This is a genomic window from Cupriavidus sp. USMAA2-4 (assembly GCF_001854305.1).
GTDB classification, from domain to species: domain Bacteria; phylum Pseudomonadota; class Gammaproteobacteria; order Burkholderiales; family Burkholderiaceae; genus Cupriavidus; species Cupriavidus malaysiensis.
On sequence record NZ_CP017748.1, the window covers coordinates 2,121,833 to 2,140,140 of the forward strand.

General features: G+C 70.6%; 15 protein-coding genes, 1 pseudogene and 2 riboswitches. Of the genes and pseudogenes, 5 read left to right on the forward strand and 11 right to left on the reverse strand.

From position 1 onward, the window contains the following. Positions 1-157: 157 nt before the first annotated feature. Positions 158-1,591 carry an adenosylhomocysteinase gene (gene ahcY, locus BKK79_RS09335; RefSeq protein WP_071037581.1) on the reverse strand — a complete coding sequence of 478 codons (1,434 nt, stop codon included), beginning with the start codon at positions 1,589-1,591 and terminating at the stop codon, positions 158-160. Positions 1,592-1,696: 105 nt separating this feature from the next. Then, a riboswitch (S-adenosyl-L-homocysteine riboswitch) is annotated at positions 1,697-1,826 on the reverse strand. Positions 1,827-1,925: 99 nt separating this feature from the next. Here ahcY and thiD point away from each other — a divergent pair. Continuing rightward, positions 1,926-2,771, forward strand: a complete 846-nt coding sequence (thiD, locus tag BKK79_RS09340; protein WP_071037582.1) for a bifunctional hydroxymethylpyrimidine kinase/phosphomethylpyrimidine kinase — start codon at positions 1,926-1,928, stop codon at positions 2,769-2,771. A gap of 28 nt (positions 2,772-2,799) precedes the next feature. Further along, positions 2,800-3,240 (forward strand): PGDYG domain-containing protein, encoded by a 441-nt coding sequence (locus BKK79_RS09345; RefSeq protein ID WP_071010795.1) that lies wholly within the window; start codon positions 2,800-2,802, stop codon positions 3,238-3,240. 374 nt (positions 3,241-3,614) lie between these two features. Here the strand turns inward: BKK79_RS09345 and BKK79_RS09350 are convergent, their stop codons facing one another. Then, positions 3,615-4,067, reverse strand: a complete 453-nt coding sequence (locus BKK79_RS09350; RefSeq protein ID WP_071016002.1) for a PaaI family thioesterase — start codon at positions 4,065-4,067, stop codon at positions 3,615-3,617. Positions 4,068-4,144: 77 nt separating this feature from the next. Then, complete coding sequence (locus BKK79_RS09355; protein WP_335582914.1) at positions 4,145-4,366, reverse strand: acetyl-CoA carboxylase biotin carboxyl carrier protein subunit; 222 nt, start codon at positions 4,364-4,366, stop codon at positions 4,145-4,147. 27 nt (positions 4,367-4,393) lie between these two features. On the opposite strand from BKK79_RS09355, the pseudogene BKK79_RS09360 reads away from it, so the two are divergent. Further along, a pseudogene (locus BKK79_RS09360) lies at positions 4,394-4,912 on the forward strand (helix-turn-helix domain-containing protein); the annotation flags it as partial. Positions 4,913-4,945: 33 nt separating this feature from the next. On the opposite strand, the gene BKK79_RS09365 reads toward BKK79_RS09360, so the two are convergent. From BKK79_RS09365 to thiC, 6 genes are all read right to left on the reverse strand, one after another. Next, on the reverse strand, positions 4,946-5,467 hold the full coding sequence (locus BKK79_RS09365; RefSeq protein WP_071010792.1) for a GNAT family N-acetyltransferase: 522 nt from the start codon (positions 5,465-5,467) through the stop codon (positions 4,946-4,948). Between the two features lie 404 nt (positions 5,468-5,871). Further along, positions 5,872-7,014: a thiamine phosphate synthase gene (locus tag BKK79_RS09370; protein ID WP_071037584.1), complete on the reverse strand. Its 1,143-nt coding sequence runs from the start codon at positions 7,012-7,014 to the stop codon at positions 5,872-5,874. Beyond that, complete coding sequence (locus BKK79_RS09375; RefSeq protein ID WP_071010790.1) at positions 7,011-7,847, reverse strand: thiazole synthase; 837 nt, start codon at positions 7,845-7,847, stop codon at positions 7,011-7,013. The genes BKK79_RS09370 and BKK79_RS09375 overlap by 4 nt, the downstream gene beginning before the upstream one ends. A gap of 4 nt (positions 7,848-7,851) precedes the next feature. After that, on the reverse strand, positions 7,852-8,049 hold the full coding sequence (gene thiS / locus BKK79_RS09380) for a sulfur carrier protein ThiS (protein WP_071010789.1): 198 nt from the start codon (positions 8,047-8,049) through the stop codon (positions 7,852-7,854). 15 nt (positions 8,050-8,064) lie between these two features. Beyond that, the gene (locus BKK79_RS09385; protein ID WP_071010788.1) at positions 8,065-9,231 is read right to left on the reverse strand and encodes an FAD-dependent oxidoreductase; all 1,167 of its coding nucleotides are present in this window, start codon (positions 9,229-9,231) and stop codon (positions 8,065-8,067) included. A 138-nt stretch (positions 9,232-9,369) separates the two neighbouring features. After that, entirely contained in the window at positions 9,370-11,253 is a 1,884-nt protein-coding gene (gene thiC, locus BKK79_RS09390) for a phosphomethylpyrimidine synthase ThiC (protein ID WP_071010787.1), read from the reverse strand. Between the two features lie 103 nt (positions 11,254-11,356). Continuing rightward, positions 11,357-11,458: riboswitch (TPP riboswitch) on the reverse strand. Between the two features lie 292 nt (positions 11,459-11,750). Here thiC and BKK79_RS09395 point away from each other — a divergent pair. Both BKK79_RS09395 and BKK79_RS42055 read left to right on the forward strand, forming a co-directional pair. Further along, on the forward strand, positions 11,751-13,412 hold the full coding sequence (locus BKK79_RS09395) for an acyl-CoA dehydrogenase family protein (RefSeq protein WP_071010786.1): 1,662 nt from the start codon (positions 11,751-11,753) through the stop codon (positions 13,410-13,412). Positions 13,413-13,653: 241 nt separating this feature from the next. Next, a complete protein-coding gene (locus tag BKK79_RS42055; protein ID WP_071037585.1) occupies positions 13,654-15,198 on the forward strand; it encodes a methyl-accepting chemotaxis protein in 1,545 nt (514 codons plus the stop codon). A gap of 85 nt (positions 15,199-15,283) precedes the next feature. On the opposite strand, the gene BKK79_RS09405 is transcribed toward BKK79_RS42055, so the two are convergent. Both BKK79_RS09405 and BKK79_RS09410 read right to left on the reverse strand, forming a co-directional pair. Further along, positions 15,284-16,963 carry a GMC family oxidoreductase gene (locus BKK79_RS09405; RefSeq protein WP_071010784.1) on the reverse strand — a complete coding sequence of 560 codons (1,680 nt, stop codon included), beginning with the start codon at positions 16,961-16,963 and terminating at the stop codon, positions 15,284-15,286. Positions 16,964-17,203: 240 nt separating this feature from the next. After that, on the reverse strand, positions 17,204-18,148 hold the full coding sequence (locus BKK79_RS09410; protein WP_071010783.1) for a Kdo hydroxylase family protein: 945 nt from the start codon (positions 18,146-18,148) through the stop codon (positions 17,204-17,206). Positions 18,149-18,308: the final 160 nt, after the last annotated feature.

Consider the following 18,308-nt stretch of genomic DNA (forward strand, 5'->3'; position numbering starts at 1 on the left):
GCCGGGCGCGGCAGCGGAGAGGGCATCGGGGAGGCGGCGGGCGCTGCGGGGCGGACGCATCCGCCGCGCGGCAGCGCCTGCGCGCTCCCCGCCCCACTGCCGCAGGCGCGGCAACAGGACGTGCGGCTGGCACGGATCCGTGGCGGATCCGTGTGGATCAGTAGCGGTAGTGGTCGGCCTTGTACGGGCCTTCCTTCTTGACGCCGATGTAGGCCGCCTGCTGCTCGGTCAGCTCGGTCAGCTGCGCGTTCAGCTTCTTCAGCTGCAGGCGCGCCACCTTCTCGTCCAGGTGCTTGGGCAGCGTATAGACACCGACCGGGTACTTGCCGCTGTCGCGCTCCTGCCACAGTTCGATCTGGGCGATGGTCTGGTTGGCGAAGGAGCTGCTCATCACGTAGGACGGGTGGCCGGTGGCGCAGCCCAGGTTCACCAGGCGGCCCTTGGCCAGGATGATCAGCTTCTTGCTCGGCTTGTCACCGACCGCGGGGAACACCACGTGGTCGACCTGGGGCTTGATCTCGTCCCACTGGTACTTCTCGATCGAGGCGATGTCGATCTCGTTGTCGAAGTGGCCGATATTGCAGACGATGGCCTGGTCCTTCATCTTGGCCATGTGCTCATGCGTGATCACGTGGTAGTTGCCGGTGCAGGTGACGAAGATATCGCCATGCTCGGCCGCGTAGTCCATGGTCACCACGCGATAGCCTTCCATCGCCGCCTGCAGCGCGCAGATCGGGTCGATCTCGGTCACCCAGACCTGGGCCGAGAGCGCGCGCAGCGCCTGCGCGCTGCCCTTGCCCACGTCGCCGTAGCCGGCCACCACCGCGACCTTGCCGGCGATCATCACGTCGGTGGCGCGCTTGATGCCGTCCACCAGCGATTCGCGGCAGCCATACAGGTTGTCGAACTTGCTCTTGGTCACCGAGTCGTTGACGTTGATGGCCGGGAAGCGCAGTTCACCCTTCTGCGCCATCTGGTACAGGCGGTGCACACCGGTGGTGGTTTCCTCGGTCACGCCGCGGATGGCGGCCAGGTTGCGGCTGTACCACGACGGGTCCTGGGCCAGCTTTTCCTTGATCGCGGCGAACAGGAAGGTCTCTTCCTCGCTGCCCGGCTTGGCGATCAGCGAAGCGTCCTGCTCGGCGCGCGCGCCCAGGTGCAGCAGCAGCGTGGCATCGCCGCCGTCGTCCAGGATCATGTTCGGGGTGCCGCCGTCGGCCCAGTCGAAGATGCGGTGGGTGAAGTCCCAGTACTCTTTCAGCGACTCGCCCTTGAAGGCGAACACCGGCGTGCCGCCCGCGGCGATCGCGGCGGCGGCGTGGTCCTGGGTCGAGAAGATGTTGCAGGAAGCCCAGCGCACATCGGCGCCGAGTGCCTTCAGCGTCTCGATCAGCACCGCGGTCTGGATGGTCATGTGCAGCGAACCGGCGATGCGCGCGCCCTTGAGCGGCTGGCTGGCGGCGAATTCATCGCGGATGGCCATCAGGCCCGGCATTTCGGTCTCGGCGATGGCGATTTCCTTGCGGCCCCAGCCGGCCAGGCCAAGGTCGGCCACCACGTAATCTTGCTTGAGTTCGGTCACAGCGTTCATGTATCACTCCGGTGAAGAGTGGCGACGGTGACGAGTGCGGGAAAGGCGGCACGGCGCGGAATGCAGCGCGTGCGCATGGGTCGACTCGCCTCCGTGCAGACCACGGATCAGCGAGCGCCGTTGAAGACAGTCCGAGCCTGGCGGAAGCGCCCAATCCTGGCGGCGGGCCTGAAAGGGAAGTATCAGGCCGGCACCGGGGAAAGGAGGCGGATCCGTTGCAACGCTCCTCGGAGTGGCGCTATTGTAGCGTGCCCGGCGGCCGTGCGCACCGCCGGGATCCGATTTCTTTGCTGGCATCCGCCAGCCCTTGCCTGCCGCCGCACGCACGCCCGACATGAATCCGACGCCACCTCGCCCCCTCTCGCCACCCCGCGCCCTGACCATCGCCGGCTCCGACTCCGGCGGCGGCGCCGGCATCCAGGCCGACCTCAAGACCTTCGCCGCGCTCGGCTGCTACGGCATGAGCGCGATCACCGCGATCACCGCGCAGAACACGCTCGGCGTAAGCGGCGTGCATGCCATCCCGCCGGCCATGGTGGCCGCGCAGATCGATGCGGTGGCTGGAGATATCGGCGTCGATGCGGCCAAGACAGGCATGCTGGGCAGCGCGGGCATCGTGGAGGCCGTGGCCGCGGCGGTGGACCGGCACGGTATCGGCAAGCTGGTGGTGGACCCGGTGATGATCGCCACCTCGGGCGCCACGCTGTCCGACGACGCCACCGCCGAGGCCATGGTGCGCGAGCTGTTCCCGCGCGCCATGCTGGTCACCCCGAACCTGCCCGAAGCCTCCCACCTGCTGGGCCGGCGCATCGCGCATCGCGCCGAGATGGAAGCCGCCGCGCGCGAACTGCTGGCGATGGGCTGCCGCGCCGTGCTGCTCAAGGGCGGTCACCTCGAAGACGGCGCCGAGAACCAAGGACTGGACGACCTGCTGATGCATGCCGACGGCCGTGTGCGCGTCTTCACCCACCCGCGCATCGCCACCCGCAACCTGCACGGCACCGGCTGCACGCTGGCTGCCGCGGTGACGGCGCAGCTCGCGCGCGGCCAGGCACTGGAAGACGCCGTGGCCGGCGGCCTGGACTTCGTCGCCCAGGCCATCGCCGCCGGCGCCGGGCTGCGGCTCGGCGCCGGCAACGGCCCGCTCAACCACGGCTTCGCCCCGCGCACGCTCGGCTGAGCCCTATCTTTTTTGCACGGAACATCGCATGCAGACCCTGACCGACATCGACCTGCGCCATGACCCCGAGGCCGCGCACTACGTCAAGCACGAAGTGGTGACGGTGGCCTTCGCCACCGCGCCCGGAGAACTGATCAGCCGCGAAGGCCCCAACCGCTACCGCCCGGGCGACGCCATCGTCGCCAGTGCCGGCGGCGACCGCTGGTGCGTCTCGCGCGAACGCTTCGACGCCCGCTATGAGGCCGTGCCGCCGCTGGCGCATGGCGAGGACGGCGCCTACCGCAACCAACCGATCCCGGTGCTGGCCAAGGCCATGAACGCCCCCTTCGCCATCGCGCGCAGCGCCGGCGGCGACGTGCTGACGGGCAAGGCCGGCGACTGGCTGATGCAGTACGCGCCGGGAGACTACGGCATCACGGAGCGGGTGCGTTTCGAGCAGGTGTACCGACGGTACGTCAAGGCCGGCTGAAGCGGCGGGGAAGAGGGATCTGCCGGCCTCGCCCGCAGACAGGATCGGCGAGGCCTGTGCTGGCTATGCGACCCGCCACGGGTGGCCGGCGCCAGCCCTCTCCCCCGGCCCCTCTCCCGCAAGCGGGAGAGGGGGGCCAACCGGCGCGGCGCGAATGCCATCGCGCTGGACGAAGCCGACGAGATGCGCCAACACCAATCGCCAAGCACACGGTCTTGGCTCCCTCTCCCCGCATGGGGGGAAGCGGGGGTGAGGGGTGGTCTAGCAAGGCGCCACATCCAGCGAAGCCCTCGGTGTGATCCAGCACACGAGCCCAACACCGGAACCAACGGTGTGATCGAGCACGCGGGCACGAGAACCAAGCCTGCCCCCGTTCAATCCCCGCCGCTGGACAGCGGCACCAGCTTGAACGCTGCCCGCGCCACGCACACCACATTGCCGGCGGCGTCCTTCACCTCGCCCTCACAGAAAGCGATGCGCGCGCCGCGGCGGATGCAGCGTGCCTCCAGCGTCAGCTCACCACGCGCCGCCGCAAGGAAATGGGTGGACATGTCGATGGTGATGACACCGGTCTCCAGCGGCGCGTGGGAGCGCGCGGCACCGCTGAGCGTGAAGTCGAGCGTGGCCATCAGCGTGCCGCCATGCACGTCGCCACGGCTGTTCACCAGCGCTGGATGCGCCGGCAGGCGCGTATGGCACAGGCCCTCCTCCATGCGGACCGGCTGCAGGCCGAAATAGCGCATCAGCGGAACGTCGATGCCGAAGTAGGGCTTGTCGGAGGTGCCCGGCGCTGCCGGCACGATCTCGGGGAGGGTGTAGGAACTCATCTGCATGGCTGGCTTGGCTTGCCTGGGACACGGGCGCGCCGTCCCGCGCGGGACGGCGTCGCAGCGCGCCTGGCGCCTTACTCGATCTCCACCACCGGCTGGCCCTCGGCGACGGCGTCGCCGGGCTGCACCAGGATGGCCTTGACGACGCCCCCGGACTCGGCCTCGAGCGGGATTTCCATCTTCATGGACTCGATGACCATCAGGACGTCGCCGGCCGCAATGGTAGCGCCTGCGGCGATGGCGATGGAGGAAACATGGCCGCTGACGGCGGCTTCGAACTGGGACACTCGGGACATCAGGCCTCTCTTGGTGGAATTGGGGGGCTGAGCGGCGTCGTGCTGCGCGTGCCTGCGCTGGGCCAGCGGCTGGAGGACATCCCCGCCCTGCTGCAGCACTTCGTGCGTGCCTGATGCGAGCGCAACCAGGTGCCGGTGCCGGAAACCGCGCCCGACGTGGCGCGCCACCTGGCGACGCGGCGCTGGCCCGGCAACGTGCGCCAGCTGCGCCAGAAGATCGAGGAGGCGCTGGTGTTCTGCGACGGCCACCGGCTGCGCGTGGCGGATTTCGCGCGCGGCGAGGGAAGCCTGGCCGCCGTACTGGCCGAAACACCGCCGGCCGGCCTGGCGCCCGCCACCGCCCTGGTCGCCACCGCCCTGGACGCACCGGCGCCCGTGGACGCCCCGCCCACGCCGCAGGCCGACGCGCCGCTGCGCGCGCTGGCCCACGAAGCCGTGCTGCAGGCCATCACGCGGCATGGCGGCAACAAGAAGCAGGCCGCCCACGCACTCGGCATCCCGCGCTCCCACCTGTACCAGATCCTGGCGCGCGGCGAGCGCGCCTGAAGCGGCTGCCGCGCGGCGCCGCGGCCCGCCCCGTCAGTCCGCGACCGCGTCCAGCGGCAGCCGCATCGCCACGCGCCGGCGCAGACCGAGTGCGGCCTCGCCCGCGAGCGCCGCCGACAAGTGCGGGCACAGCGCCGCCGGTGCCAGCGCGACGAAGCCCAGCCTCGCATAGAACGGCGCGTTCCAGGGCAGGTGCGAGAAGGTGGTCAGCCCAAGCGACACCAGCCCCTGCGCGCGCGCCCACTGCACCACCGCCGCCACCAGCGCGCGGCCGATGCCGCGGCGGGCGTGCGCCGGATGGACGTCCATCTCGTCGAGGAAGGCCTGCGCGCCGGACCGGCTCGCCAGCGCGAAACCGGCCACCGTGCCGTCGCCGGCCTGCGCCACCCACAAGCGGCCCTGCCGCTGGGCATCGCACAGGTCCTGCGCGGGCAAGGTCTGCGCGCGCAGCGCGGGCGGCAGGTCATCGGCAGGAAACAGCGCAGCGGCGGCACGCTCGATGGACGGCAAGGCGGCGAGGTCGTCGATGGCGGCGAGGCGGACCTGGTAGGGCATGGGAAGACAGGGATGAGGCCGGGATGAGGCCGGGTCGAAACCGATGGCGTGAGCCAGGCCGCCACGGCCTGCCGGCGCCTGCCCTCACCCCCGGCCCCTCTCCCGCAAGCGGGAGAGGGGAGCGAACCGGCGCGAAGCGAATCTCGTCGCGCCGGGCGAAGCCATCCGGATGCGCCCAAGCCGATCGGGAGAGCCAACACGCGCACCCGCGCCGCTCGACAGAACCAACAGGTGTTCCCCCTCTCCCCTCACGGGGAGAGGGCCGGGGAGAGGGGTGGGCTAACAAGGCGCCACTCCCAAACGAAGCCAGCGGTGTGGCCCAACACGCAAGCACAGAATCAAAGCCAACGGTATGGCCCGCCCCCCCGCGATGCCAGCCATGCCGGCCAGCGCCAGTCCCCGCCCTACCCCGCCGGGAACATCCCCTTCAGGTTTGCCACCGCGGCCGGCACATCGGCCGCCTCGGTGATCGCGCGCACCACGGCCGCGCTGCCGACGCCCGTCGCCAGCACCTGCGGCAGGCGCGCGGCATCCACACCGCCGATGCCGACCAGCGAGGGCACCACCGGCTGCATCAGGCGCACATAGGCCTGGAAACGGCCCAGGCCCTGCGGCGCGGTGGGCATGACCTTGGTGGTGGTGGGGAAGATCGCGCCCAGCGCCAGGTAGCTCGGCCGCAGCGTCGCTACGCGCAGCATCTCGGCGTAGCCGTGGGTGGACACCCCCAGGTGCAGGCCGCTGGCGCGCAGGGCGTAGAGGTCGGCCTCGTCGAGGTCTTCCTGGCCGAGGTGGATGCCGTAGATTCCGCTGCGCGCGCTGTCGTTGCCGTGCGCGGCATGCCAGGCGACGGCGATGCGCCAGTGGTCGTTGATGAACAGCCGCGAGGCGGAGCCGCGCGCGGCCAGCGCGGCGCGCTCGACTTCGCGCTGCACCGCCTGGACGTCGTTCGACTTGAAGCGCAGCTGCACGGTCGGCACCGCCAGGGCGACCAGGCGCTCGATCCAGTCGGCGTCGGGCACCACCGCGTACAGCCCCAGGGCGGGGCACGGCGGGAAGGCGGGCGGCAACTGGTCGGGCGCGGCCAGCGCGGGATGGCGCACCTGCGGGAAGCGCGCGAAGGCATCCGGCCAGTCCAGCGTGCCGGTACGCCAGGCTCGCGCCAGGCAAAGCGCGTCATGGGCGGGGAAATGCATCTGCAGGCAGGCCAGCAGCACGGCGACGAAGCCGGGGCCATGCGGCGCGTCACTATCCGCGCCAGCGCCCAGCACCCAGGTGCCCATCGGCGAATGCACGGTGTCGATCCACTGTCCGCCCTCGCGCTCGCTGCAGATCAGCACCGCGCCGGCTGCCGCCACGCGGGCGATCACCGGCGGCTCGGCCTCGCCATCGGCCAGCAGCACGTCATGGTCCTGCAGCAGCGCGGGCGCATCCTGCAGGCGCCAGGCGCGCCAGGCCTGGTCGGCGGCGCCGAAGGTGGCGCCGTGGCGCGCCAGCAGCTGCTGGCGCAATGCGGCGTCGCACGCCGCCTGCACGCCGTGCGCGCTCATGCCGCGCCCCCCGTGCCGGTGGCATGCCAGAACGGCATGCCGACCACCGGCGTGCTGGCCTGCGCGATCTCGCGCTCCGGCATCGGACCGGCCAGGTAGGCAGTGCGGCCCGCGGCCACCGCCAGGGCGAACGCGCGCGCCATCTCCACCGGATAGGCCGCCTGCGCGACCGCCGTATTCAGCAGCACGCCGTCATAGCCCCATTCGAGCACCTGGGCCGCATGCGAAGGCAGGCCCAGGCCGGCATCGACGATCAGCGGCGTATCGGGCAGGCGCTCGCGCAGCACGCGCATCGCATGCGGGTTGACCGCGCCTTTGCCGGTGCCGATGGGTGCGGCCCAGGGCATCAGCGCCTGGCAGCCGACGTCGAGCAGGCGGCGGCACAGTACCAGGTCTTCGGTGCAATAGGGCAGCACCTTGAAGCCTTCCTTGATCAAGGTCTCGGCAACCGCCGGCAGGTTCAGCGTGTCGGGCTGCAGCGTGTAGTCGTCGCCGACCAGCTCGAGCTTGATCCAATCGGTCTCGAACACCTCGCGCGCCATCATGGCGGTGGTGATCGCTTCCTGCGGCGCCAGGCAGCCGGCGGTATTGGGCAGCACCGGCACCGCCAGCGACTTGAGCATCTGCCAGAAGGCATGGCCGCCCTCGCCGTCGCCGACGGCGCCCTGGCGGCGCAGCGCCACCGTCAGCATGGCGGGATGGGAGGCCTCGACTGCGGCCTGCAGCGTGGCCGGCGAGGGATAGCGCGCGGTGCCCAGCAGCAGGCGCGAGTCAAAGGTCTCGCCGTACAGCACGAAGGGATCGCGCGCGGCGGGGCTTGCTTGCAATGTCATCGGTTCAGCCTCCCGTCACGGGTTGCACGAGATCGACGCGGTCGCCGGCGGCGAGCGCGGTGGCCGCATGGGCGGCACGCGGCACGAAGTTGCCGTTCAGCGCCGCCGCGAAGGGCGGCGCGATGCCGGCGCGCGTCGCCGCGTCCGCCAGCGTGGCCGGCGCTTCGAGGGCGAAGGGACGGCCGTTGAGCAGGATTTCCATGGTTTCCATTCGGCGTCAGTGCAGCGTGGCCAGCGGCCTGGAAGCATCGGTCTCGATCATGCCGGGCCAGCGCAGCGCCGCCGGCACGGCGTGCGCGGCGGGATCCCCGCCCAGCAGCGCGCGCACCACGGCGCAAGCCGCCTCGGTCACCGCCGGGGCGATCAGGAAACCATGCCGGTACAGGCCGTTGAGGCGCACCACGCGCGCCTGCTGGTCGACACGGATGGCCGGCAGGTGGTCTGGCCGCGTGGGACGCCGCTGCACATTGAGTTCCAGCACGCGCGCCTCGCCGAAGGCCGGATCGAGCGAGTAGGCCGCCGACAGCAGTTCCAGCGCGGAGCGCACGCTCATCGGCGAATCATCCTCGCTTTCCAGCTCGGTGGCGCCGATCACATAGAGGTCGTTGGGCTTGGGCGCGATGTAGATCGGATAGCGCGGGTGCAGCAGGCGCACCGGGCGGTGCAGCTTGACCTCGGGCGCATGCACGCGCACCACCTCGCCGCGCAGGCCGCGCAGGCCGGGCATGCCACCGGCGGCCTGGGCCGGCCAGTCGCGGCGCGCTCCCAGTCCACGGCAATCGAGCACCACATCGGCGCGGATGCCCAGGCCGGGCAGGTCTCCGGCCTCCACTTCGCCAGCCTCCCACACGCAATGCACGCCTTCGGCCACCGCGCAGTGAAGCAGTGAGCGCAAGGCACCGCGATTATCGAGCTGCCCCTCGCCGGCCAGCAGCAGGCCCTGCTGGAAGCGGCCCGCCAGCGCGGGCTCCAGTTCGGCCACGCCGCGCGCGTCGAGCGCACGCATGCGCTCGGCTACCAGTTCCGGTGGCGCCACCGCGCGCACGCGGCTGGTGAACAGCGACATCTCGGCGCGGTCGCGCGCATGCCATACGACCAGCGTGCCATCTTCCTGGAAGAAGACCGGCTCGGGCAGCTCGGCCACCCAGGCGCGCCACAGGTCGACGCTGGCAATGCCCAGCTCGACGATGCGGCGCTCGGCGATGGCGGATTCCGCCAGCGGGGCCAGCATGGCCGCCGCCACGTGGGCGGCCGAGCCCGCGCCATCCGGGCCCATGCGCTCGACCAGGGCCACGCGCGCGCCGGCGCGTGAAAGCAACCAGGCGGCGATGCGCCCGGACAGGCCGGCGCCGAGAATGGCGACATCAAACGACTGCTGTGTCATGGGATTCGTTGTGCCGGCCGCGCGGGCGCCTGTGCGCCGCGCGGCCGGCCTCCTGTGCATCTGGGAGCGGCCGGCGCGCCAGGCGCGCGGACCGCTCCGGGATCGCGGGCATGCCCGCGTGGCGTGTCGGCCGAAGCCTTACGAGTAGATCTTGCCGCCTTGCTTGACGAACTCGATCGACTTCTCCTGCATGCCCTTCTCGGCCTCGGGCAGCGAGGCGGCGTAGTCGCGCACTTCCTGCGTGATCTTCATCGAGCAGAACTTCGGGCCGCACATCGAGCAGAAGTGCGCGATCTTGGCGCCTTCGGCCGGCAGCGTGGCATCGTGGTACGAGCGCGCGCGCTCCGGATCGAGGCCGAGGTTGAACTGGTCTTCCCAGCGGAACTCGAAGCGGGCCTTGGACAGCGCGTTGTCACGCAGCTGCGCGCCCGGCCAGCCCTTGGCGAGATCGGCCGCGTGCGCCGCGATCTTGTAGGTGATGATGCCTTCGCGCACGTCTTCCTTGTCGGGCAGGCCCAGGTGCTCCTTGGGCGTGACGTAGCACAGCATGGCGGTGCCCATCCAGCCGATGTTGGCGGCGCCGATGCCGCTGGTGATATGGTCGTAGCCCGGCGCGATGTCGGTGACCAGCGGTCCCAGGGTGTAGAACGGGGCTTCGTAGCAGTGCTTCAGCTCCTCGTCCATATTGGCCTGGATGCGCTGCAGCGGCACGTGGCCCGGACCTTCGATCATCACCTGCACGTCGTGCTGCCACGCCTTGGCGGTCAGTTCGCCCAGGGTGCGCAGTTCGCCGAACTGGGCATCGTCGTTGGAATCGGCGATGCAGCCCGGACGCAGGCCGTCGCCCAGGCTGAACGACACGTCGTACGCCTTCATGATCTCGCAGATCTCGTCGAAGTGCGTGTACAGGAAGTTTTCCTTATGGTGGGCCAGGCACCACTTGGCCATGATCGAGCCGCCGCGCGAAACGATGCCGGTGACGCGGTCAGCGGTCAGCGGCACGTAGCGCAGCAGCACGCCGGCGTGGATGGTGAAGTAGTCCACGCCCTGCTCGGCCTGCTCGATCAGCGTGTCGCGGAACATCTCCCAGGTCAGGTCCTCGGCGATGCCACCGGTCTTGTCCAGCGCCTGGTAGATCGGCACCGTGCCGATCGGCACCGGCGAATTGCGCAGGATCCATTCGCGCGTTTCGTGGATGTGCTTGCCGGTGGACAGGTCCATGATGGTGTCCGCGCCCCAGCGGATCGACCACACCATCTTTTCCACTTCCTCGGCCAGCGAGGAGGTCACGGCCGAATTGCCGAGGTTGCCGTTAATCTTGACGCGGAAATTGCGCCCGATCGCCATCGGCTCCAGTTCGGTGTGGTTGATGTTGGCGGGGATGATGGCGCGGCCGGCGGCGATTTCCTTGCGCACGAACTCGGGCGTGATGTCTTCCGGACGCAGCGGCAGGCCGGCGCCCAGCGCGTTGCCGGGGTGCTGGCGCAGCAGCGCCTTGTACTCGGGCTTGTCGTACAGCGCCTGCAGGTTCAGCGATTCGCGCAGCGCAACATACTCCATCTCCGGCGTGACGATGCCGCGGCGCGCATAGTGCATCTGGGAGACATTGGCACCGGCCTTGGCGCGGCGCGGATTGGTCAGTTGCGAGAAGCGCAGGTGGGCCGTGGCGGGATCGTTGGCGCGTGCGCGCCCGTACTCGGAGGACAGGCCGGACAGGATTTCCGTGTCGCCGCGCTCCTCGATCCACTTGCCGCGCACCGAAGGCAGGCCTGCCTTGAGGTCGATATGCACGTCGGGATCGCTGTAAGGACCCGAGGTGTCGTAGACCGGGATCGGCGGGTTGGCCATCTCGCCCTTCTCGGTGCGCGTGGCGGTCTGCAGGATGGTGCGCGAGGGCACGCGGATATCGGGCCGGCTGCCGGTCAGGTAGGTCTTGCTGGAAGCCGGGTAGGCAAACTTCTGGTCGAGATCGCTGGCGAGCGTCTCGAAGGATGCGGCGGGGGCGGAATTGTTGCGGGCCATAGTGTCGTCCTCTCTCGTGCGGGGGATGGACGAAACCAGGAGCGCGGTGAGCATGCCGTGCCGGCTTGGCCGGGGGGCATGTGCCTTGCGAAAGGCAGAGCGGTTCGGCTTACATGAAACTTCCCACGCCGGTACTAGCCGGATCGGGTTCGAAGGGACTCTCTCAGCCGCACGGCCCATCCGCGCGGCACCCCTGTTTCATCCAACGGGCTCAATTTAAGCACAAGCGGGGTGCAGGCGCCAGCCTTGTTTCGAAACGGCGCGCCCGCGGGACGCAGCGCGCCGGGGGTGCCGCCACCAAGCGGCTGCGGGGGCACCCCGCGTGCCGCCATGGACCCATGCAGGCTCGCGCGGTGGCACCAGTGCCGCCACGCGCGGCGGCCGGACAGCGCGCCGCCGGCCGCCGCCTTACGGGAATGTCCGGCAAATGGCCTACCATGCCAGCAGCAGGACCGTCGCAACGCAGCCCCAGCCCCTCAGCCAGGAGACAGGACAAGATGACCGACGCCGCCACGCACCGCGTGTTCAACCAGGTGCCCGAGCTGTCCGGGTACAACCTCTTCGCCACCGACCCGGCGCTGCGGACCGCGCTGGACCGGCTGGGCGGCGCCTGGCATGCCGGCGCGCTGGAGGATTTCGGCGCGCGCCTGGGCCAGCCCGAGGTGCTGGAGTGGGGCGCGCAGGCCAACCGCCACCCGCCGGAGCTGCACACCCACAGCCGCACCGGCGAGCGCATCGACCGCGTCGACTTCCATGCCAGCTGGCACAGCCTGCTGGGCCTGCTGCGCGGCCAGCAGCTCCAGGCGCTGCCGTTCTCGCAGCCGCGCGAGGGCGCCTGGGCGGCGCGCACCGCCGGCTATTTCCTGCAGGCCCAGGTCGAGGCCGGCTCGCTGTGCCCGGTCACCATGACGCTGGCCAGCATCCCGGTGCTGGCCAAGGAGAGCGCGCTGTTCGCCGAACTGGCACCGCGCCTGTACAGCGCCGAGCACGACGCCCGCGACCTGCCCTGGCGCGACAAGCGCGCCATCATGATCGGCATGGGCATGACCGAGAAGCAGGGCGGCTCGGACGTGCGCAGCAACACCACGGTGGCGCGCCCGCTGCGCGGCGAGGGACGCGGCGCCGCATACGCGCTGACCGGCCACAAGTGGTTCTTCTCCGCGCCGATGTGCGACGCGCACCTGGTGGTGGCGCGCGTGGGCGCGGAGGACGGGCCGCTGTCGTGCTTCTTCGTGCCGCGCTGGCGCGACGACGGCAGCAAGAACGCGGTGCAGATCCAGCGCCTCAAGGACAAGCTCGGCAACCGTTCCAACTCGAGCAGCGAAGTCGAGTTCCGCGACGCCACCGGCATCCTGATCGGCGAGGAAGGGCGCGGCATCCCCACCATCATCGAGATGGCGACCTACACGCGGCTGGATTGCGTGATCGGCAGCGCGGCACTGCTGCGCGCGGCGCTGGTGCAGGCCCTGCATCACGCGCGCCACCGCATGGCCTTCGGCCGGCTGCTGGCCGACCAGCCGCTGATGGACAACGTGCTGGCCGACCTGGCCTTAGAAAGCACCGCCGCCACGCTGCTGATGATGGAACTGGCCCATGCCTTCGAGCGCGCCGACGGCGACGCGCTGGCCTCGGCCTGGAAGCGCGTGGTCACGCCCGCCGCCAAGTTCTGGGTCTGCAAGCGCACCATCGAGGCCACCGGCGAGGCGATGGAGGTGTGGGGCGGCAACGGTTACGTCGAGGAGAGCCCGATGGCGCGCCTGTACCGCGAGGCGCCGGTCAACTCGATCTGGGAAGGCTCGGGCAACATCATGTGCCTGGATGTGCTGCGTGCGCTGCAGCGCAGCCCGGAGGACGGCGCACGGCTGCTGCAGGACCTGGCCCAGCGCGCGGGCGGCCACCCGGCGGTGCGGGCCGAGCTGGCTTCGCTGCAGGCGCAGCTGCGCGCCGCGCCCGACACGCTCGAAGCCGGTGCCCGGCGTTTCGCCCAGGGGCTGGTGCTGACCGCGCAGGCGGCGCTGATGCTGGCCCATGCCGATGCCGAAAGCGCCGCACTGTTCGTCGCCAGCCGGCTCGGGCACCAGCACGGCCGCGTCTTCGGCACGCTGGATGCGCCGCCCGAGACACTGCGCCGCGTGGCGGCACGCGCCTGGCCGGCCTGAAGCGGGCCGCGGCTGCCGCCGATACACCACGCTGAGACATGAGACGAGGACGGGGCGCGCGAGCGCCCCGTTTTCCTGTGGCGCGGCGAGCCCTTTTGTATCCGGAACGAGATGGCACTTCAGGGGCAGGGGCGGCACGCCGTAAACCGTCACGTGGTAGCGGCAAGCTGAAACAATAAAAAGCGCCGCCTGGATCCCATTCGTCACACGAGGCGGCGCTGCATTCGCATCCGTTCCCCCAATGAACCTGTCCCAACGCTTGTTGCTCACCCTGTCGCTGGCCCTGCTGGCACTGCTCTTCGTCGGCCTTGGCGGCATCTGGCAGATGAGCCGCTCGGAAGAGCGCTTCGAGTACTTCAACGACAACACCCTCACCAGCGTGCGCGACCTCGACACCATGGAGCGCGCCGTCACGGCCATGCGGGTGGCGCTCTACCGCCATGCGCTCGCCGATACCCCGGAACTGAAAAGCGAAGCAGAAGGCATGCTGGCCGATGCCGCCAAGAGCTTCGAGACCGCCCTCTCCAAGTACGAGCGCGAGGACATCTCCGACGACACCGACCGCAAGATGCTCGAGACCGACCGCGCAGCCATGTCGCGCTACCGCGCCGCGCAGGGACCGTTCCTGGAGAAATCGCGCGCCAGCGGCGACGCCGAAACGCACCTGATGCTGGTGCGCGGCGAACTCGACCAGGCCTCCGCCGCGCTGCGCAAGGCCATCCTCGATCACGGCGACTACAATGCGCGCATGGGTGCCGAGCTGGTCGCCAGCAACAAGGCCGCCTACACCTTCGCGGTGCGCGCCTTCTCGATCGCCATCGCGATGGCCATCCTGATCACCGGCGTGCTCGCCTTCTCGCTCTACCGCCGCATCCATGACAGCCTGGCACAGATCCAGGGCTCGCTCGAACACGTCAGCACGACGCTCGACCTCGGCCACCGCGCCACGGTGGGCCGGCTGGACGAGGTGGGCCGTACCGCCGACGCCTTCAACCGCCTGGTGGAGCGCGTCGCCGCCACGCTGGGCGAAGTGCGGCGCTCGACCGAGTCGGTGACGGTGGCGGCCAGCCAGATCGCCGCGGGCAACACCGATCTCTCCTCGCGCACCGAGCAGCAGGCCGCGTCGCTGGAAGAAACCGCATCGAGCATGGAAGAGCTGACCACCACGGTCAAGCACAATGCCGACAACGCGCGCCAGGCCAGCTCGCTGGCCGCCAATGCCGCCAGCGTGGCCGAACAAGGCAGCGCCTCGGTGCAGCAGATGGCCAGCACCATGACCGCCATCAGCGACAACGCCGGCCGCATCGCCGAGATCACCGGACTGATCGAGGGCATCGCCTTCCAGACCAACATCCTGGCACTGAACGCAGCGGTGGAAGCCGCGCGCGCGGGCGAGCAGGGGCGCGGCTTCGCCGTGGTGGCCGGCGAGGTGCGCAGCCTGGCCCAGCGCTCGTCGAGCGCGGCCAAGGAAATCAAGGAACTGATCGACACCTCGGTAACGACCGTGCGTGAAGGCTCGCAGCAGGCGGAGAGCGTCGGCGGCACCATGGAGGAGATCCGCCAGGCGGTGAAGCGCGTGTCGGACATCATCGCGGAGATCGCCGCCGCTTCCGGCGAACAGAGCGCGGGCATCACCCAGGTGAACCAGGCGGTCGGCCAGATGGACCAGGTCACGCAGCAGAACGCCGCGCTGGTGGAGGAAGCCGCGGCCGCGGCGCAGTCGCTCGACGACCAGGCGGCCAAGCTGCGCGAGGCGGTCGGCGCCTTCCGCCTGGCCGCGGCCTGAGCGGAGCCTCGGCCCGGACCGAGGCATGGGGCGCGGTGCCGCAGCACCCTGCCCCGCCGCTCCGTCGGCATCCGGGCGTAGCGACTCAGGCCTCCAGCGCCGGCTCGGGCAGCCGCAGCGTGACGTGCGGCGCGAAGCGGATCAGGTCGTGCGCGCGCTCGCCGATCATGATGGCCGGGGCATTGGTGCTGCCGCCGACCAGCGTCGGCATGATCGACGCATCGACCACGCGCAGCGCCTGCACACCGCGCACCCGCAGTTGCGGATCGACCACCGCCCGCGTGTCCATGCCCATGCGGCAGGTGCCGACCGGATGGTAGATGGTGTCGGCGCGGGCACGGATGAAGGCGCGCACCGCATCGTCGTCGCTGCCATCGGCGCGCAGGCCGGCGGAATACAGTTCCTTGCCGCCGAGTGCGGCCAGCTGCGGCATGGCGAAGATGCTGCGCACGATGCGCACGCCGGCGACGAGATCGTCGAGGTCGCGCACGTCGGACAGGTAGCCGGGGTCGATGCGCGGCGCAGCCCGCATATCGGGCGAGGCCAGCCTGACCTCGCCGCGGCTGCGCGGCCGCAGCAGGCAGACGTGGCAGGAATAGCCGTGGCCGAGGTGCATCCTGCGCAGGTGGTCGTCGGCCATGGCGACGACGAAATGCAGTTGCAGATCCGGCTCGTCGAGCCCCGCACGGCTGCACACGAAGGCGCCGGCCTCGGCATAGTTGGAGCTGAGCATGCCGCTGCGGTCGCGCCGGTAGCGCAGGATCTCGCCCAGCAGGCGGAACACGCCGCCCAGCGACACCCCGAACAGTTCCGGCGAACCCACGCGCTTGTGCAGCGCCACCCCGAGGTGGTCCTGCAGGTTGCCGCCAACGCCCGGCAGGTCGTGCACCATGGGAATGCCGAACTCGCCGAGGTGCCGCGCCGGCCCCACGCCGGAGACCATCAGCAGTTGCGGCGAACCGAAGGCGCCGGCACTGACGATCACCTCACGGCGCGCCCGGATCAGTTGCTCGCGGCCGTCCTGCCGGACCATCACGCCGATGGCGCGCCGGCCGGCGAAGGCGATGCGCAGGACCGGCAGGCCGGCCAGCACGTGCAGGTTGGCGCGACCGCCGTTGCAGGCCGCGCCGCCGCGGCCGCCGTGCAGATAGGCGCGCGCTGCGTTCCAGCGTTCGCCGCCGTGCTGCGTGACCTGGTACCAGCCGGCGCCTTGCTGGGTTTCGCCGTTGAAGTCGTCGTTGTACGGATAGCCCGCTTGCTGCGCGGCTTCGATGAAACGCTGGCCGAAGGGATTGGGCGTGCGCAGGTCGCTTACTTGCTGCGGTCCGCTGCCGCCGTGCAGCGGGTGGTCGTCGCGCCCGTCCACGCGCACATTGCATTCGGCCCTGCGGAAGTAAGGCAGCACGTCGTCCCAGGACCATCCATCGCACCCCGCCGCGGCCCAGTCGTCGTAGTCACCGGGGCGGCCGCGCAGGTAGATCATGCCATTGAGGGAGGAGCTGCCGCCCAGGCCACGCCCGCGCGGCTGGTAGCCGCGGCGGCCGTCGAGGCCGGGCTGCGGCACCGTGGCATAGCCATAGTTGCGTGCCCCCGCGCGGGGCAGCAGCGCGGCGTAGCCGGCCGGCGTCCACACCAGCGTGTGGTGGTCGCGCCCTCCGGCCTCCACCAGGGCGATGCTGTCGCCGCCACTGTCCGCCAGGCGTCCCGCCAGGGCGCAGCCAGCGGAGCCTGCGCCGACGATGACGAAATCGAATTCGCGTTCCATCTGTTCCCCCGCCTGCGCGCCGCCTTGTCCTGCAAGGCAGTCATCCGGTGCGGGCGCCGCCCCGCGGTCTTGCCGTCGGGACCGCATGCGCCACGAGAACCAGTGTAGGCGTTCGCGCCGCTGCTGGGAATGGCACCGGGGTCATGCACGAGCGCCGCTGTGCGGGCGTTCGCACGGCGGGAGGAACAAGCCGGGGACGGGTGCCGGCCGGGGCATGGTGCCGGCCCGGCGCGGGCGGGCTCAGCCGGCCAGCATCGGCCGTCCGAGCATGCGCGACAGCACCGCCTCGGGCGAATGCGTGTGGTCGGAGATGGCCTTGGGCGCCAGGTAGAAGGTCTGTTCCATCATCGCGCGGCCGCGCATCGCCGCATGCAGGACCTGGTCGCTGAAGACGATCCAGGTCGAGCCGGGCGGGAAGTGGAACTCCTGCTGCGGCACCTGCGCCTGGTAGTCCAGGTCGGCCTTGGCGAGGTCGTGCAGCTGCAGCATGCGGTGGTCGTATTCCGAACGCCTGCGCTTGGTGATGTGGAGCTGCTTCATCAGCCATGCCTGGCCCGGCCACATGCCGCGCGTCTGCGGCACGAAGCGGCGCGCGAAGTCGCCGAAGGGCTCGCCCACGCGCCAGACGCGCGGCGCGTCCGGGTCGATGTTGTGGAACACGCGCAGCAGGCGCTGCCCGAGCAGCGGATTGGAGGGGAAGGAATCCACGTGCAGCCGCGTATCGTCCTTGCGCCAGCTCACCGGCCGCCCGGCGATCTCGCTGGGCCGCAGCGAGGTGCCGGCGCGCTTCATGTGCGGACCGTACTCGGGGAACAGGGTCAGCACCAGCTTCTCGCTGTACTCGGCATAGCGCCGCACCAGCGCCGACATGGCGGCCAGGTCGGCTGCGCTGCCCACCGCGCCGCGCACAGCGCCGCTGTCGGCACGCAGGTTGATGTTCTTGGACTTGCCGTCCGACCAGCGGCTGTCGAGGAAGCGCTCCTCGCCCGGCTCGAAGTGGAACTTCAACTCGGGAAAGTACAGCACGCAGCCCTGCTCCAGTTCACGGCGCAACGCCGCCGCAGTCGCCGGTGAAACCTGCGGCTGCCAATCGGTGTAGGGCTGGGGACGGATCAGGTCGAGCGCGGGCGCGGCGGCCTGGGAACGATCGGCCGGCGACGGGGCGCGGGTCTGGGCAGTAGCCATGGCAATCCTTGATGGGCTGGCGGCCGGCAGTGGGCACGGCAACCACCGCGCGCGCGGCGGCGCGGCCCGGCCACGCGATGGCGGCATTCTACCCCGCCCTATCCGGAGCGGCGCCGGCGCCGCGTGCGCCGCTTGACCTCGGACAAGAGGGGCGCCGGCG

What these genes read in the sequence shown, in the direction of transcription:
- ahcY (WP_071037581.1), bottom strand. Translation starts at nt 1,591, where the DNA reads ATGAACGCTGTGACCGAACTCAAGCAAGATTACGTGGTGGCCGACCTT.
- thiD (WP_071037582.1), top strand. Translation starts at nt 1,926, where the DNA reads ATGAATCCGACGCCACCTCGCCCCCTCTCGCCACCCCGCGCCCTGACC.
- BKK79_RS09345 (WP_071010795.1), top strand. Translation starts at nt 2,800, where the DNA reads ATGCAGACCCTGACCGACATCGACCTGCGCCATGACCCCGAGGCCGCG.
- BKK79_RS09350 (WP_071016002.1), bottom strand. Translation starts at nt 4,067, where the DNA reads ATGAGTTCCTACACCCTCCCCGAGATCGTGCCGGCAGCGCCGGGCACC.
- BKK79_RS09355 (WP_335582914.1), bottom strand. Translation starts at nt 4,366, where the DNA reads ATGTCCCGAGTGTCCCAGTTCGAAGCCGCCGTCAGCGGCCATGTTTCC.
- BKK79_RS09365 (WP_071010792.1), bottom strand. Translation starts at nt 5,467, where the DNA reads ATGCCCTACCAGGTCCGCCTCGCCGCCATCGACGACCTCGCCGCCTTG.
- BKK79_RS09370 (WP_071037584.1), bottom strand. Translation starts at nt 7,014, where the DNA reads ATGAGCGCGCACGGCGTGCAGGCGGCGTGCGACGCCGCATTGCGCCAG.
- BKK79_RS09375 (WP_071010790.1), bottom strand. Translation starts at nt 7,847, where the DNA reads ATGACATTGCAAGCAAGCCCCGCCGCGCGCGATCCCTTCGTGCTGTAC.
- thiS (WP_071010789.1), bottom strand. Translation starts at nt 8,049, where the DNA reads ATGGAAATCCTGCTCAACGGCCGTCCCTTCGCCCTCGAAGCGCCGGCC.
- BKK79_RS09385 (WP_071010788.1), bottom strand. Translation starts at nt 9,231, where the DNA reads ATGACACAGCAGTCGTTTGATGTCGCCATTCTCGGCGCCGGCCTGTCC.
- thiC (WP_071010787.1), bottom strand. Translation starts at nt 11,253, where the DNA reads ATGGCCCGCAACAATTCCGCCCCCGCCGCATCCTTCGAGACGCTCGCC.
- BKK79_RS09395 (WP_071010786.1), top strand. Translation starts at nt 11,751, where the DNA reads ATGACCGACGCCGCCACGCACCGCGTGTTCAACCAGGTGCCCGAGCTG.
- BKK79_RS42055 (WP_071037585.1), top strand. Translation starts at nt 13,654, where the DNA reads ATGAACCTGTCCCAACGCTTGTTGCTCACCCTGTCGCTGGCCCTGCTG.
- BKK79_RS09405 (WP_071010784.1), bottom strand. Translation starts at nt 16,963, where the DNA reads ATGGAACGCGAATTCGATTTCGTCATCGTCGGCGCAGGCTCCGCTGGC.
- BKK79_RS09410 (WP_071010783.1), bottom strand. Translation starts at nt 18,148, where the DNA reads ATGGCTACTGCCCAGACCCGCGCCCCGTCGCCGGCCGATCGTTCCCAG.